At 40.1% G+C, this 15,976-nt stretch carries 14 protein-coding genes and 2 pseudogenes; 3 read left to right on the top strand and 13 right to left on the bottom strand.

The window, feature by feature from the left end:
- Window positions 1-187: 187 nt before the first annotated feature.
- The 3 genes from ilvD to F3G75_RS07435 all read left to right on the top strand — a co-directional run bounded on the left by ilvD (window position 188) and on the right by F3G75_RS07435 (window position 4,402).
- Window positions 188-1,861, top strand: coding sequence for a dihydroxy-acid dehydratase (gene ilvD, locus F3G75_RS07445; protein ID WP_149717107.1), 1,674 nt, complete (start codon window positions 188-190; stop codon window positions 1,859-1,861).
- A gap of 2 nt (window positions 1,862-1,863) precedes the next feature.
- A complete protein-coding gene (locus tag F3G75_RS07440; RefSeq protein WP_149717106.1) occupies window positions 1,864-2,697 on the top strand; it encodes a hypothetical protein in 834 nt (277 codons plus the stop codon).
- A 136-nt stretch (window positions 2,698-2,833) separates the two neighbouring features.
- Window positions 2,834-4,402 (top strand): DNA recombination protein RmuC, encoded by a 1,569-nt coding sequence (locus F3G75_RS07435; RefSeq protein WP_149717105.1) that lies wholly within the window; start codon window positions 2,834-2,836, stop codon window positions 4,400-4,402.
- A 31-nt stretch (window positions 4,403-4,433) separates the two neighbouring features.
- Here F3G75_RS07435 and F3G75_RS07430 read toward each other — a convergent pair whose 3' ends face one another.
- From F3G75_RS07430 to F3G75_RS07370, 13 genes and pseudogenes are all read right to left on the bottom strand, one after another.
- Window positions 4,434-4,724: a DUF5339 domain-containing protein gene (locus F3G75_RS07430; RefSeq protein ID WP_107687026.1), complete on the bottom strand. Its 291-nt coding sequence runs from the start codon at window positions 4,722-4,724 to the stop codon at window positions 4,434-4,436.
- Between the two features lie 99 nt (window positions 4,725-4,823).
- Window positions 4,824-5,468 carry a ferritin family protein gene (locus F3G75_RS07425; protein ID WP_107687027.1) on the bottom strand — a complete coding sequence of 215 codons (645 nt, stop codon included), beginning with the start codon at window positions 5,466-5,468 and terminating at the stop codon, window positions 4,824-4,826.
- 93 nt (window positions 5,469-5,561) lie between these two features.
- Window positions 5,562-5,786, bottom strand: a complete 225-nt coding sequence (locus tag F3G75_RS07420) for a DUF2798 domain-containing protein (RefSeq protein WP_103577173.1) — start codon at window positions 5,784-5,786, stop codon at window positions 5,562-5,564.
- Window positions 5,783-5,929, bottom strand: a complete 147-nt coding sequence (locus F3G75_RS09470; protein WP_223154358.1) for a hypothetical protein — start codon at window positions 5,927-5,929, stop codon at window positions 5,783-5,785. Before F3G75_RS09470 ends, F3G75_RS07420 begins: the two co-directional genes overlap by 4 nt.
- A 13-nt stretch (window positions 5,930-5,942) precedes the next feature.
- A pseudogene (locus F3G75_RS07415) lies at window positions 5,943-6,344 on the bottom strand (NAD(P)H-dependent oxidoreductase).
- Window positions 6,345-6,359: 15 nt separating this feature from the next.
- Window positions 6,360-7,931, bottom strand: a complete 1,572-nt coding sequence (locus F3G75_RS07410; protein WP_149717104.1) for a tannase/feruloyl esterase family alpha/beta hydrolase — start codon at window positions 7,929-7,931, stop codon at window positions 6,360-6,362.
- Window positions 7,932-7,938: 7 nt separating this feature from the next.
- Window positions 7,939-8,619 (bottom strand): putative quinol monooxygenase, encoded by a 681-nt coding sequence (locus tag F3G75_RS07405; RefSeq protein ID WP_149717103.1) that lies wholly within the window; start codon window positions 8,617-8,619, stop codon window positions 7,939-7,941.
- A 15-nt stretch (window positions 8,620-8,634) separates the two neighbouring features.
- Complete coding sequence (locus F3G75_RS07400) at window positions 8,635-10,071, bottom strand: subtype B tannase (protein ID WP_149717102.1); 1,437 nt, start codon at window positions 10,069-10,071, stop codon at window positions 8,635-8,637.
- A gap of 70 nt (window positions 10,072-10,141) precedes the next feature.
- Entirely contained in the window at window positions 10,142-10,912 is a 771-nt protein-coding gene (locus F3G75_RS07395) for an SDR family NAD(P)-dependent oxidoreductase (protein ID WP_149717101.1), read from the bottom strand.
- Window positions 10,909-11,550, bottom strand: a complete 642-nt coding sequence (locus F3G75_RS07390) for an NAD(P)H-binding protein (RefSeq protein ID WP_149717100.1) — start codon at window positions 11,548-11,550, stop codon at window positions 10,909-10,911. The genes F3G75_RS07395 and F3G75_RS07390 overlap by 4 nt, the downstream gene beginning before the upstream one ends.
- A gap of 29 nt (window positions 11,551-11,579) precedes the next feature.
- Complete coding sequence (locus F3G75_RS07385) at window positions 11,580-12,725, bottom strand: iron-containing alcohol dehydrogenase (protein WP_149717099.1); 1,146 nt, start codon at window positions 12,723-12,725, stop codon at window positions 11,580-11,582.
- A gap of 74 nt (window positions 12,726-12,799) precedes the next feature.
- The gene (locus F3G75_RS07380) at window positions 12,800-13,474 is read right to left on the bottom strand and encodes an anaerobic ribonucleoside-triphosphate reductase activating protein (RefSeq protein ID WP_149717098.1); all 675 of its coding nucleotides are present in this window, start codon (window positions 13,472-13,474) and stop codon (window positions 12,800-12,802) included.
- Between the two features lie 85 nt (window positions 13,475-13,559).
- Window positions 13,560-15,842: pseudogene (locus tag F3G75_RS07370) on the bottom strand (ribonucleoside triphosphate reductase).
- Window positions 15,843-15,976 lie beyond the last annotated feature (134 nt).

Raw genomic sequence — 15,976 nt, 5'->3', positions numbered from 1 at the left:
TGCATACTGCTTTGATTAAAATTACCGAAATTTCGTAGCTATTTAGCTCATCCCTTTTGGATAAATTTTAAAAATTTAATGTGTTATTTATGTAATAAAAAAATTTTTAAATTTGCAAAATTTTTTTTAAAATCTTTGATACTTTATATGTGATAAAATCCTCTCAAATTTTAAAAAAGGATCAAATTTGAGAAGCGATATAATCAAAAAAGGCTACACAAGAGCCCCACACCGATCACTTTTACGTGCGACTGGGCTAAAAGACGAGGACTTTGCCAAGCCATTTATCGGCGTTGCAAACAGCTTTATAGAGATCATTCCAGGTCACTTTTTCTTAAACAAATACGCACAAATTTTAAAAGATGAAATTCGCAAAAATGGCTGTATTCCATTTGAGTTTAACTGCATCGGCGTGGATGACGGTATAGCGATGGGTCATGGTGGCATGCTATATAGCTTGCCTAGCCGCGAGATTATCGCAAACTCGATAGAAACCGTGATGAACGCTCATGCACTTGATGCGCTTGTTTGTATGCCAAACTGCGACAAGATCGTCCCTGGCATGGTTATGGGCGCTTTAAGAGTAAATGTACCGACCGTGTTTGTAAGCGGTGGCCCTATGAAAAAAGGCTACACAAAAGATGGCAAGCCAATCGACCTTGCGACTGCGTTTGAGGCGGTTGGCAAATTTGAGACCAAAGAGATAGACGAGGCCGAGCTAAGAGATATCGAGTGCAACGCATGTCCGAGCGGTGGCAGCTGTAGCGGTATGTTTACGGCAAATTCTATGAACACGCTTTGCGAAGCGATGGGCATAGCGCTTTCTGGTAACGGCACCATCTTAGCACTTACTCCAGAGCGTGAGGAGCTCATCAGAGCGGCTGCTCGTAGAATTTGCCAAATCGCCCTTGATGAGAAATTTAAGATAAGAAATATACTTAATGAAAAGGCGATCCGCAACGCACTTGTCGTTGATATGGCGATGGGTGGTAGTAGCAACACTGTCCTTCACATGCTAGCCATCTCAAGAGAGGCTGGCGTAAATTTAGACATAAAAGAGCTAAATAAGATCAGCCAAAACATCGCCCACATCGCAAAGATCAGCCCAAGCTTGCCAAATGTACACATGGAGGATATCGGCAGGGCTGGCGGCATGAATGCGGTGATAAAAGAAATTTCACGCAGAGATAACGGCATGCTAAACCTAGACAACCTAACAGTTAGCGGCGAAACTCTTGGCAAGCGCGTACAGACCAGCGACATCAAAGACGAAAGCGTCATCCACAAAGTGGAAAATGCCTATTCGCAGGTTGGCGGACTTGCCATTTTATTTGGAAATTTAGCCGAGCAAGGCTGTGTCATCAAGACAGCTGGTATAGTTGGCGAGCGTAAATTTAGCGGCAAAGCGGTCTGCTTTAACTCACAAGATGAAGCGATAGCTGGCATTTCAAGCGGTAAAGTAGATAAAGGCGACGTCGTCGTCATCCGCTACGAAGGCCCGCGCGGAGGTCCTGGCATGCAAGAGATGCTAAGCCCTACTTCTCTCATCATGGGACGAGGACTTGGCGCAGACGTAGCGCTCATCACGGATGGTCGCTTTAGTGGGGCGACAAGGGGTCTAAGCATCGGTCACGTAAGCCCAGAAGCAGCCGAGGGCGGCATGATAGGCTTACTAAAAGATGGCGACATCATCGATATAGACGTCGATAAATACGAGATAAACGTTCGCTTAAGCGAAGCCGAGATCGCAAAGAGAAGAGCTGAATTTAAGCCAGTCGATAAGGCGCTAACCTCTCGCTGGCTAAGGCAGTATCAAAAGCTTGTCACAAACGCAAGCAACGGGGCGATATTAGAGGCGTAAATATGGATTTAAATTTAGAGAATTTTACTAGATCTGATATTATATCTTGCGTTTCCGTAGTTGCATCTCTAATTCCAGCCCTGTATACTATTTTTATTAATAAAAAACTACATATGGAAAATATAAATTTAAAAAAACAATCAGAAGACGAGCAAAAACTAAAGCCGTATCAGGATTTAATAATACAAACTTATTTTAAATTTGATAATGTATTTAGAGACATCTCGTCTACTGCTTGTAGCGTAACAGATCAAATATGCAAATACACAGATATTTTCTGCAATAACAATCACACAAATAAAATAGCACTTAGACATCACCTTAATATAATTCCAGAAATTTTTGTAAATAACAACAAAGAAGATATCTTGTGGCAGCCAATCGAATATATTATGTATGATAAATTAGGAATAATCCAAAGTGCTAGCTCTTTGGATTTAAAAAACAATAATTATAATGAACAAGAAATTGAATTTCATCTAAAATGTCTTTATGAAAATTTTGATTTATCAAAAAAAGATGAATATTGTAAAGTAGTCAAACGTAAAATATCCACTTTTCATGATATTTATCATAATAACAAAAAAGAAATAGATAAAAGTATTGAAGAATTACAAAAAGCGATTGCTAAATTTAAAAGATACGACTTTGTAGAAAAAACAACTACATATGTAGATTTAAAAGAGCTGTTAAATTTATTACTTTACATAAAAAAATGTAGTGAAAGTTTTTATACTTCAGACGATAAATATATTTTTCTAAGCAACCTGGCCGCTAATTTATCTGAATTAGCGATAATCAATAATGGAATTTTAAAGATGTTGAAATTTAAATAATAACTACCATTATAAGCTAGTCACAAACGCAAGCAACGGAGCGATATTAGAAGCGTAAAATTTACCAAAAAAGCAAGGAGTAGCCTCTTTGCTTTTGTAAAAATATTAAAATTTCTTCATTTTTTAAGGATACTAAATGCAACAAGATTTCTATTTTTATGCTGCCATATTTTTAGGAGTACTATTTTTGATTGCGATATTTGTCATCTATTCATTTAATAGAGACAAACTCGAGCTAAAAAGAAATTTGGTACAAAAAGAGCAAGAAAATTTTGAAATTTCATCAAATTTAGCAAATTTAGTATCTAAAAATAGTGAAAATCTGCAGCTAATTAGTGAGCAAAAAGCAAGGCTTATGTCAAATCACGAGCGAATAGACGAGCTCATCGGCGAGATCGATGCGCTAAAAACCAAAATAGCACAAAAAGATGAAGCCGAAGATGCGATGGAGCGTGTAATAAACGAGCTTAAAGAGAGTATCGGAACGGCAAATGAACGAGCTAAAAACAATGAAACAAATTTTAATGCGGCACTAGCGGAACTAAATCAAAATAAAAATGCTTTAGTTGAAGCAAGTGAGAGAGAAAATAGATTAAAACGTGATATGGCTGTGCTTAGAAATGAAATAGAAGCAAAAGAAAATAACCTAAAAGAGCAAGAGGCAAATTTATTAAAAGTAAAAAATGAGTTAAATTTAGAATTTTCTAATCTTGCAAATAAAATATTTGAAGAAAAAAGTGCAAATTTCACACAAAATAGCCAAAATTCTTTAGATCTTTTACTAAAGCCACTAAAGGAGCAAATTTCAACCTTTCAAGAGCGCGTAAATGCAGTCCACGACGAATCAGTTAAAGGCATGAGCGCGCTAGGAACGCAGATTAAGCACATAAGTGAGATTGGTATCTTAATGTCAAAAGAGGCAAACTCACTAGCCACTGCACTAAAAGGTAGCAATAAAACACTTGGAAACTGGGGTGAAATACAGCTTGAACGCACATTTGAGGCTTCTGGACTTGTAAAAGATGAGCATTACTTGACACAACAAAATTTCAAGAACGAAGAAGGCAAACGTCTTATTCCTGATTTTATAGTAAAGATACCAGATGGCAAACACCTAATAGTTGATTCTAAAGTCTCACTTATAGCTTACGAAAAGGCTATCACAGCCAGCAATGAGGAGGAGCTAAATTTAGCATTGAAAGAGCATATTGCTTCTATGAAAAATCACATAGATAGTTTAAATAGTAAAAATTACGGCGAGATCGTACCTGATAGCCCTGATTTTGTATTGATGTTTATACCAATTGAGCCAGCATATATCGAGGCTATGAAATTTGATAGTTCCCTTTTTGACTACGCATTTCAAAAGCGCGTAATACTAGTATCTCACACTACGCTTATGCCTATTCTTCGCACAGTGGCAAATTTATGGTGCATAGAGCGTGGCAATGAAGAGGCCAAAAATATCGTAAAGAGTGCGATTAAAATTTATGATAAAGTCCGCAATGTGGCCGAGCATATGAATAGACTTAGCAATACACTAAATACTGCAAATAAACATTTTAACGCCCTTGCATCAAGTTTTAGTGGTAGAGATGGTCTTGTTAGTAGACTTGAAAATTTTAAACGCTTGTCTCCAGATGAGCAAAAAGATATAGAAGTAAAAGAGATCGGTGTAAATAACGAATTAGAAAAAGAGGATTAGGATATGGCTAGAAAAACTAGCCATAAAAAATTTATTTTAAAAGACCTTGTTTTTTCATTTGTTCCATTACTTGAGCAAACATCTCTTTAGCTTGTTTGCAAGTAGCGTCTTGTTGCTCTTTTGGAAGTGCAGCAAATTGTTCCATTGATTGTTTCTTTTGATCTTCATAAATTTTTACTTGTTGCTCTTGTCCAGCTTGTTTGTAAGCTTCAACCAACTTATCAATGTCTGAGAAGTATGATTTGCAAGTATCTGTAAGATCTGCAGCGTTTAGGCTTAGTGCAAAGCCAAGAGTAGCTAAAACTAAAAGTGATTTTTTCATCTCTTTCTCCTTGTGAAAATTTGAAAGGATTGTATCATTTTTATAATATTTTATAACTTAAATTAATAGTCAAGGTAAACACCTTGACTATTTTGGCTTTTAGCCTAGAAATTCGCGTTTAAAATACTCTTTTGGAGCTTTGCAAAGTGGGCAAGCGCCTGGAGCTTTTTTGCCTCTATGAACGTGTCCACATACCTCACAAACCCAGATATCTTCTTCATCGCTCTCAAAAAAGCCCTCTTCATCAAGCATCTTTTTAAGCTCTAGATACTCCCTCTCATGCTCAACCTCTACCTTGCCGATCGCGTTAAATAGCCTTTCAACATCTCTTAGCTCTTCTTCTTTTGCGATCTTTGCAAAGTCTGGATACATCGTCGTATGCTCGTAGTTTTCACCAGCTGCAGCGTCAAGTAAATTTTTATCCATCTTATCTATCGGATCGTTCATCATCTCGTGATACTTCTTAAACTCAGCCCTTGCGTGCCATTTCTCGTTTTCAGCTGCTTCGTAAAAGTGTCTAGCTATCGCGTGATAGCCTGCTTCTTTGGCTAGATCGCCGTAAAGCTCGTACTTGTTTCTAGCTTGTGACTCGCCAGCAAATGCCTTCATTAAATTTACCGCTGTTAAATTTTCAGTCACGCACTTCATCTCTTCGCCGCAACAGGTTAGTATACCGCCGCCAACCTTTTGCACCTCGATCTCGTTGCCGCATTTTTCGCATTTGTATGTTTCGTACTGTCTCATTTTGACTCCTATTTTGATAAATTTTGATTGGATTATAACCAAATAATTAAAATAAGTAAATAATAATTTTTATTGATAACGTATATTATTATTTTATTTTTTACATAAAATTTGTGTGAGTTTTGTTACAAATGGAGATACTAGCAAAAGCACAGGATACGCCACTACAAAGGCTTTTACATAAGCAGTTAGCCAAATTTTTACAAAGCCATCAACAAAGCCAAGATTTAAATATGTCAGCACAAATGACATAAAAAACGCCATAAATGCCGACATTATAAACGCAAAAACATATTTATAAAATTTTGCTGGTATCATGAAATTTTGCCTATCAGCTCCCCTAACCTTTTTGCGTGATCGAGCGCCTTTTGCCTCATCAAAGCAAGCTTTGCCTCATCATGCCTGCTCTGATATGATAGCCCTCCGCTATAAACATATCCTGCAAACTCCATGCCACACATATTTGCTAACGCCTTAAGTGACCGGCAAAAATTCTTCTATCTCGTAGCGCTGAAGCGCCTCTTTTTTATAAAGCTCCTCAGGCGAGCCAGAAGTGAATGAAAGTACCAGCTTTTTACCCCGTAGCTTATCTCCGCTGCTACCATGAGAGAAGCCATGAACTAGCACATCTTCAAACCACTTTTATAAAAGCGATGGCACGCCGTACCAAAAAAATGGATAAACAAGCACGATAACATCAGCCTTTACTAGCTTTTCTTGCTCGGCTTTTACATCGATAGCGTAGTTTTTATAAAGCTCACTTAGTATGTCAAATTTAGCCTCTGGCACCTGCTTTTTTAGCTCACTCAAAATTATCTTATTTGCAAAAGAATTTTCAAGGTCAGTGTGACCTGATACAACTAAAATTTCACTCATTTTCTCTCCTTAAATTTACTTGCAAACAAAGCTACTTGCCTTGCTCGTGTCGCCACCCACGTATGTAGCCATCTTTGGATACGCACACACCAAAAATTCCTTGCCAGCGTAGGTCCTACTTTTTGCTAGCATGCTCTTTGGCGCTTCGCCCTTTTCGTGCCACGCTTCAAGCGCACTAAGAGGATCGACGTCATCTATGCCGTTTCCGCCACCGCAGTGGTTCATCCCAGGTAGCGCAAAAAATGCCGCGAAATTTTGGCTATTTTCATTATCAGCCTCTAGCTTTTTAAACCAGTCCCTTTGATCTTTTGCCGAAAAAACTGGGTCTGAGACGCCAGTTACTATGATTAGCTTACCGCCATTTGCGCTAAATGTGCTAAGGCTTGTTGAGATAGCGTCATTTATCGCTGCGGTTTCGAAAGTCTTTGGCGTGTCTTTGTCAAAGTCAAAATTTATCGTGTCAAAATTTGGTTGTGCGGGCGTTAAAAAGTAGTAATTCACCGAGCCGCTTGAAAGCGTGATATTTCTAGCGTTTGGCTTGACGCTTTGTGAGTCGCCTAGCTTCCACTGCCTCCAGCCCTCAGCGCTCACGCCTGAGTCGTAAAACCAGCCACTATAAATTTGCTCGCCCTTGCTGTTTTTGGCTCCGTTAAAGATTTTCTCTATCGCCTCTATCTTTTGCTTATCTAAATTTAGACTTTTTGGATCAAATTTGCACGCCTCCCAAGCATTTATGATCCCATTCTTTAGTCCGTCTAAGGCGTCACATTTTTCTAGTACGGCGTGGCTTAGCTTCTCAAGGTCGTCCTTAGTTAGGGCATTTGCAAAAATTTTCTCGCCTTTTTCATTTTTCGGAGCTATCTTCATAAGGGCTTGGTTATCCCACTGCTGAGCGATCGCCGCGCGAGATAGCCTAAAGCCAGGGTTTGCAGCGATGACGCCATCAAATTCTAGCGGATAACGCTGGGCTGCTATGAGCGCTGCCCTGCCGCCATTTGAGCAGCCCATGAAGTAGCTATGCTTTGGCTTTTTGGCGTATGCGGCAGCTAAAATTTGCTTAGCTGCGTCCGTTACCTTGCCGATCGCCTGGTAGGCGTAGTCTAGCCTTGCTTGCTGATCTAGCCCAAACTCAGCCGTTGGTTTTGGTTGTCCTGAGTTTGTAGTGACGACCGCGTAACCTCTAAGAAGCTCTGGTGTGGCTGTGCTTGTGCGTATCGGCACTGCGCCAAGAGCAAGCGCTACAAAGCCGTCCATACCGCCCCCGCCTTGAAATAAAAATTTCTCATTCCATTGCTCTGGCAGCCTTAGCTCATAGTCTATCGCATACTCTTTGCCGTCACTTCCAGTGCGTTTATAGAGTTTGCCATGCACCACGCAGTGAGGCTTTACTTTGATATTATTTTTACTGCCGCCAGTTAGTGCAGACATTTTATCGGCTGATACTTCGCCACTCTCATTCCACACCGCATCTATCATCTCGTTGTTTAAAATTTTCGCATCTTTTAAGCTCTCGCATCCTACCTTATCAAGGGCAAAAGCCGTACTGCCAATGAGTGCCAGTGCGCAAAAAAGTGAAATTTTATTCATACATCTCCTAAAATTTTACCTTGCTAAATGAGGTCTCGTTTTTGAGACCAAAGCCGTCAAATTCATCTATCAGCCCGGCTCGCTCTTTGGCGTAAGCCTTGTAGTTTTCACTGTGGCGGTAGCTCTCAAAGCCAGCTTCATCTTTGTAAATTTCAACCAAGATCCATTTGCTAGGCGCATCCTTTTGGCTAAAGGCAAATTGCGCGTAAGCGCCATCATCGATGCTTTTTTGCATATATTTTTTGATGATCTTTTCAAATTTCGCATCGCTTTTTGCTTTTAGGCTTAAATTTATCATGTGAAAATAGGCATCTTTTAGCCTCTCTGGCGTTAAATTTTTAGAAAACGCAGCCCGTTTTTTCAGGCTGATAGCCTTTTTGCTAGCTAAAATTTCAGCGCTCGTACTTGCAAATTTCTTGTAGTGCGCTGAGGCTACGTGTTTTTTATAAGCCACCTCATCCTTGTAAAACTCAAACAGGTAAAACAGCTCTGGCTTGCTCTTTGCGCTCGCAAAAAATATAGCCTGCATGTCAGGCTCGCTCTTTGAGCTAAGGATATTTTCCCTGCCAAGCCGCTTTAGCAAGCTCTTGTTATTTGGCGTTGAAAGCAGCTTATATAAGCTCACTTTCGCCTCCGTCCCAAAGGCAAAAGCCGCCAAAACCGCTAGTAAAAATAGCTTTTTAAACATCAAAACTCCTTAAATTTATCTATTCTCCACTCTTTTTATCCAAGCAAAAAGCTCATAAAGATCGTAGTCGCCGCCATGTCCTTGTCCCCAGACCGCTTCAAAATCAACCTCTTTGCCAGCATTTTTAAGTGAGAGTGCGAGTATAGCAGGCACAGCGAGGGCTAGATCGGTATCGTTTGTGCCCTGTCTTATGCGGTAAAATTTCGCCGCCTCTTTGTTTGCGGTGTAGTTCATCGCATTCATCATCTTTATGACGCTAGCCTCCGCCATCTCGCCCACACTACGCTCTTTTGCAAATTTAGTAAAGTGCTTTGCTGGCGTTTTGCTGTCGCCAAAAAGGTCGTTTTCAGCATTTTCAAGAGCTAGGCCGTCAAAGGCGACTACTGCTTTGGCACGTTTTAGCGAGGCGATGAAGTCTTCTAGCTTAAACGTATATCCAAGCTCGCAGCCCTGCGTGTCAAGAGTTATAAATTTAGGCGTAAGCGTGCTTTTATCGCTGCTTTTTGTAGCGGTAAATGCCTTTGAGATGAGGGCGTTTATATACTCCTTGAAGCTGCCCTCGCCATTTTCATCAAGGCTTAGTGCGTGGCCTTTGGCGTCTTTTAAATTTAGCGAGTTTAGATAGGCTGGAAATTTACTCTTTAGCTCACGTGAGAGCTCTTTTTGCGTGGCGTTTAGCTCGCCTACTATTATCTTTGGCTTTTTGCTCCTGTCGTTAAAGCTAGCCGCGTCAAGGCTTGCAAAGTCTATCCTTTCAAATTTATCCAAATCCCCAAACATCCACTCATACGCCTCGTCCTCATGATCTAAATTTGTAACAGGGCAGTAGGCTGAGACGGCATAAATTTGATCGTCCGCCTTTGCAGCGCCTAGCTCTTTAAGATATGGCTCATAATCTTTTGCGTTTGCGCTAGTGCCAAGCAGTGCCGACATCGCCCCGCCTGCGCTCGTGCCGTTTGAGATGATCTTATTTGCGTCGCCTGGCATAAATTTATCGTTAAATTTTAGGTATCTAACGGCCGCTTTTAGATCGACTATCGCAGCTGGGGCTTTGCCGATAAATTTTTCATTATCTTTTAGCGTCCTGCCCCTAGCGCCAACGCTAGCCACGACGTATCCTCTAAGCAAAGCTTCAAGAGTGGCATTTGGCTTTTCGTTTTTAATTTCTGGCTTTTGTGGTTTGGCTGGCATGTAGCCACCGATAGCGTTTGGCATAAAAATAGCCGTAGTTTTATCGTCAAATTTACCCTCTGGCACGTAGAAATTTAAGACCTCATAGTCGCTCGTTGGCTTTGCCACATAGACTATGCCCTCATAGGCTCTAAATTTAAGCGTTCTCTCGCCAACTTGCACGCTTTTTAGCTCAAATTTACTCTCATCAAATTTAAGCTCGCCCCCAAAGCAAGCACCTACTAAACAAACCCCTAAAATAGCAACTCTAACGCATTTCATGATCTGCCTTTTTATTTTGTCCTACTTTTTGCTTTACCAGCCTTGGCGTAGGCTACCAGGGCTTTAGCGCCTAGTTATCTTTTGGCTCGTATTTGATAGCGTAGTCAAATTTTGGCTTACTTAGGCTAAACTCAAAGCTATCTCTATCCACCGCGCCAACGCAGTAATGGCTATCATAAAGTCGAAGCAAAAACTCCGCCATCTGCTCGCTCGTGTGATACTTTTTAAACGCTTTGTTGTAGTCGTAGCTCTCTTTGCTAGTTGCTACCATGCCAAATTCTGTTTTTGTGGCAGCTGGAGCTAATACTTTTGCTTGCATCTTTGCCTGCTTGTCCTGTGCTAGCTCGTGGTAAAGCCCCTCGCTAAAGGTACTTACGAAAAATTTGCTAGCGCAGTATGTGACGGCGTTTGGCACGATCTTGTAGCCGCCTATTGAAGAGATGTTTATAAGCTGCGTATCTTTGTCTTTGTATTTTTTAGTAAAAAGCGTTGAGAGCGTGACAAGTGAGATGATGTTTAAATTTATCATCTGCGTGATTTTTTCTAAATTTTGCTCGCCGACCTTGTTGTAGTCACCAAAACCAGCGTTGTTTATAAGCGCTTTTAGCTCATATTTTTCTAAATTACGCCAAAGGGATATGGCATTTTCTTGCTTTGAGAGATCACAAATCTCTATAACGACATCAACACCCGAAAATTTAGCTATCTCGCTTTTTAGCTCCTCTAAAAGCTCGCCGCGTCTTGCAATAAGGATCAAATTCTCCCCGCGCCTTGCAAATGCCATTGCCGCAGCCGCTCCTATGCCTGAGCTTGCTCCGGTAATGGCGATGTATCTTTTCACTTCGCGTACTCCATCGGACTATAAATTTTCACGCCCTCGCTGTGGTCATCTTGCGCTACTTGCACGATCACTTTAGCGATATCAGCCGCTCTCATCGGACGATACTCGTCAAAAAAGCCTTTTGGGATAAATTTAAACGCCTTTATCGCCAGATACTCACCAAGCCTAAAGTCCTTTCTCTCAGCCTCGATAAGTGGCAGCCTAGCGACGTGAAATGAGTTATATCCAAGCTCTTTTATCTTTGCTTCTGCTTGACCTTTTGCCTTTAGGTAAAACGAGCCTGACTTTCTGCTAGCACCTGCGGCTGAGAGTAAAACAAAGCGTTTTGCCCCGCACTCCAAGCCAAATTTCGCAAAATTTAGCGGATAGGTCACATCGACTTTATAAAACTGCTCTTTGTGCTTTGCCACTTTCATCGTCGTGCCAAGCGCGCAAAATACATCATCAGCGATAAATGGCACCTCATCTTTTAGCTCGTCAAAATTTACTATCTTTACTTCAAGCTTTTCGTGAGTAAATTCTAGTTCATGCCTAGCAAGGGCGATAACCTTACTATAATGCTCACTCTCGCATAAATTTTTTAAAATTTTGCTTCCCACGGCACCGCTAGCTCCAGCTATAAGGGCGATCTTTTTCATATCTTTCCTTTGTAAAATTTAGATAAATTCTATCTCGCTAAGGCAAAAATTTCACTTATGGCCTCTTTTGTATAAATTTGCTCCAAGCCCCTACCCTTGGCGTAGTCATAAACCAAAGCCATAATCTCGTCTAAATTTGTCTCATCAACGCCGATTTCTATAAGGCTTGTTGGCGTGCCGATCTTGCTAAACCACTCTTTTAGCTTTTTAATAGCCTCGTCTGCGTCATCCACGCCAAAAATTTCTTTGCCAAAGCGCTTAAATGCCTTTAAATTTCTACTCTTATACCACTTCATCCAAGCTGGCATAACCACACTTAGTCCAGCCCCGTGCGCGCAATCAACCACCGCACCTATGGCGTGCTCGATCATGTGATTTGGATATGAGTAGCCAGCAGTGCCAACGTAAGTTAAGCCATTTAGCGCCATCGTAGCAGCCCAGGCAAACTCGCCTCTAGCGTCGTAGTTTTCTGGCTCTTTTAGTAAAATTTCTGTCGTTTTTATAACGGTTTTTATATTTGCTTCGATGTATAAATTTATGATCTCAGGCTGGATGCTCGCCGTAAAGTAGCCCTCGATGCTGTGAGCGATGATGTCTGAGGCTGAATAGACCAAGTACTCCTTGCTAACGCTTGCTTGAAGAAGTGGGTTTATAACTGAAACCTTTGGGTAAAGACATGCTCCGTGCATGGCAAATTTCTGTTTTGTGGCTTCGTTTGTGACGACTGAGCCGCCGTTCATCTCTGAGCCAGTTGCTGCAAGCGTTATGATGTCAAAGATCATAAGCGCTTCGCCTGGATCTTTACCGGTAAAAAAGTCCCAAACGTCGCCGTTATATTTAGCTCCAGCAGCCACAGCCTTTGCCGTGTCAAGCACTGAGCCACCGCCTATGGCTAGCACGCTATCGACACCTTGCTTTTTAGCTAAATTTATAGCCTCATTTACCTTGCCTAGAACTGGATTTGACTTCACACCACCGATCTTGCAAAACTCGATACCATTTGCACTTAGACTCTTTGCTGCGACATCAAAAAGGCCATTTTTTATGATCCTATCGCTGCCATAGATGATAAGCGTCTTTTTAACGCCAAATTCTTTCATGTATCTGCCGATATTTTGCTCTTTGTCTTTGCCAAATTCTATTCTTGTAGGGTTTAAAAAGCTAAAATTTTGCATATTTTCTCCTTATTAGTTTTAATGATTATAGTTTTGCAAAGCAAAAATTTTTGTTAAAAATAATGAGTAGAAATTTAAAAGTTTCTTAGTTTGATAGGAAGTTTCGAGATGATTTTTTTTGGATCAAAGCTACTTTTAGCATCAACTAAATTTCCAAAATTTTCACCTGTGCTAAGGAATTTTTGCAAATAATAATTGCCTCTATATCCAAGGTCATAAAGAATTTCAGACATCAAAGAAATATCTGCTTCATCTAAAAAATCTGCATGCACGGTTGTTCTTACTTCAAAATCAAAATTTATCTCAAGCAGATACTTTAGCGTGCTAATAAATTTTTCATATAAATTTGAGCCAGTTACGCCAGCAAATTTCTCTTTTGGCGCTTTAAAATCAAGCGCGATATAGTCAATCAGCCCTTTGCCTATCGCCTCTTTTAAAATCTCAATATGAGAGCCATTTGTATCAACTTTTAGGCAAAAATTTCTTGACTTAACCTCTTTTGCAAGTTTTAAAAACAAAGGATTTGCCGTGCATTCGCCACCGCTAAAAACGATACCATTTAGCTTACCTATACGGCGATCTAAAAAGTTACAAACCTCATCCATTTCTATATTGCCATTTGAATTTACAACTTCTATATTGTAGCAATACACGCATCGCATATTACAGCCTGCAAACCAAACTACCGCAGCCACTTTATCTGGATAATCAAGCGTAGTAAATGGCGTTATACTAAAGACTTTATGCAAATTTATGGACCTTTTGAGATTTAAAAGGCACAGAAGATTGTGCCTTTTTTATTTGAGTTGTTTATATTTTTATTGGCTGCGGTGATTATCTTTTGCAGCAACTTGCGTATTCATCAAATTTAATACGCTCTTTATGCTCACCTTTTTTACCAAGGTTAAAGCTCTCAACTGGGCGATGATAACCCATAACACGAGTATAGACTACGCATTTTGTGCGTTTGTCTTGTACTTTTTCTAAAATTTCTTTTTCTGTCATTTCCTCTCCTTATTTGGAATTGTTTTTTTCTTTTTCTATTAATTCTGCATCACAAAGCGGACAAAATTCATGCTCTCCAGCAATGTATCCATGCTTTGAACAAACGCTAAATACAGGCGTTATCGTGATATATGGAAGCTTATAATTTGAGATTATGCTCTTTACAAGCTCCTTGCAAGCTTTAGGTGAGCTGATCCTTTCTTTCATATAAAGGTGAAATACTGTGCCGCCAGTATATGAAGTCTGAAGATCATCTTGTAAATCAAGTGCCTCGTAAGCATCATCTGTAAAATTTGCTGGAAGCTGGGTTGAGTTTGTATAGTAAATATTCTCCCCACCACCTGCTTGGATAATGTCTGGATAGCGCTTTTTATCCTCTTTGGCAAAGCGGTACGTTGTGCCTTCAGCTGGAGTCGCCTCAAGGTTGTATAAATTTCCAGTCTCTTCTTGAAATGTCCTTATCTTATCGCGTAAAAACTCAACCATCTCAATAGCAAAATCGCGTCCAAATTTTGTTGAGATATTCTCCTTATCATTTGTAAAATTTCTAAGAAGCTCGTTCATACCATTTATACCGATCGTGCTAAAGTGGTTGTTAAAGTGCTTTAGATATCTAGCCGTATAAGGATAAAGCCCTCTGTCATACATCTCTTGTATAAATTTACGCTTCTTTTCAAGTGTCGATTTAGCAAGCTCCAAAAGATAGCTTAGCCTGTTATAAAGTGCGACTTTATCGCCTTTGAAGTTGTAGCCTAGGCGAGCTAAATTTATAGTGACGACGCCGATTGAGCCTGTCATCTCAGCACTGCCAAAAAGACCGCCGCCTCGTTTTAAAAGCTCTCTTAGATCAAGCTGCAAACGGCAGCACATAGAGCGGACATGTCCTGGTTTGTAGGCTTTTTCGTTTTCTATCTTATTGCCATTTTCGTCATAAGTGTATTGTGAGCCGATAAAATTTTGAAAGTAGCTTGAGCCCATTTTGGCGGTATTTTCAAAGAGTACATCCGCCACTTCGCTATCCCAGTCAAAATCCTCTGTGATATTTACCGTTGGTATCGGAAATGTAAAAGGCTGCGAGCATTTGTCGCCAGCTGTTAAAACCTCGTAAAATGCCTTATCTATGCGTGCCATCTCAGGCTCGAAGTCCTTGTAGGTCATATCAATCAAATTTTTTCTGCCACGCTCATTTGCTTTTTTCAAAATTTTCTCGTCTTTTACGTTTGTAAAAAGGTGTATATCATCACTCGTTGGGATCTGATCTCTTAGGTCGCTTGGGCAAGTGATGTCTATTGTTACGTTTGTAAATGGACTTTGTCCCCAGCGTGCAGGCACATTTAAGTTAAAAATAAAGCTAGTGATCGCCTTTTTGATCTCAGCGTCACTTAGATCATCTTTAAAAACGTAAGGCGCAAGATAGGTGTCAAAGCTAGAAAACGCCTGAGCGCCGGCCCACTCGCTTTGCAAAATTCCTAAGAAATTTGCCATTTGATAAAGTGCTTCTCTAAAATGCTTTGGAGCTTTGCTCTCAACTCTGCCACGAACGCCGTTAAAGCCCTCGTTTAGTAAAGCTCTTAGGCTCCAGCCAGCACAATATCCTGTAAGGCAGTCAAGGTCGTGGATATGGTAGTCGCCATTTCTGTGAGCTAGGCCCTCTTCTTTGCTATAAACAGCGTCTAGCCAGTAGTTTGCTATGACTTTACCGGCGGTATTATTGATGAGTCCCGCATTTGAGTAGCTTGTGTTTGAGTTTGCAGAAATTCTCCAATCAGTGCCGTTTATATACTCATTTATCGTTTGAGTTGAATTTATGTAAGTCGTATCGTCATTTAGGCCTAAAATTTGCTCACGCTGAAGCTTATGCGTGTGGCGGTAGAGCATAAAGCTTTTTAAAACGTCAAAATATCCGCTATTAAATAGCTCTTTTTCGATCGCATCTTGGATGTCTTCGACTGTTATCGCGCTTGATTTTTGAAAGATATCTTGGACAACATTTGTAAAAACTTTCTCATCATAAGCTAAATTTTCGCTAGCAAATGCTTTTTTTATCGCATCTACTATCTTATATGCTACAAATTCTTGTCTTGTGCCATCTCTCTTCAAAATCTCACGCATTACTCGCTCTTTCTTCTAAATTTTTCAATATAAAGTTTAAAAGTATAGGACAAGAAAGCTTAAACAATAGATAACTATTTTATTTTGTTTAATAATATTTATCAAAAAATATAAAATTTTAGAGAGTTTTCTTA

The organism is Campylobacter concisus, assembly GCF_902460705.1.
GTDB classification, from domain to species: domain Bacteria; phylum Campylobacterota; class Campylobacteria; order Campylobacterales; family Campylobacteraceae; genus Campylobacter_A; species Campylobacter_A concisus_Z.
Note: the sequence above shows the minus strand (reverse complement) of the source record. Positions and strands in the feature narration are given on the sequence as shown.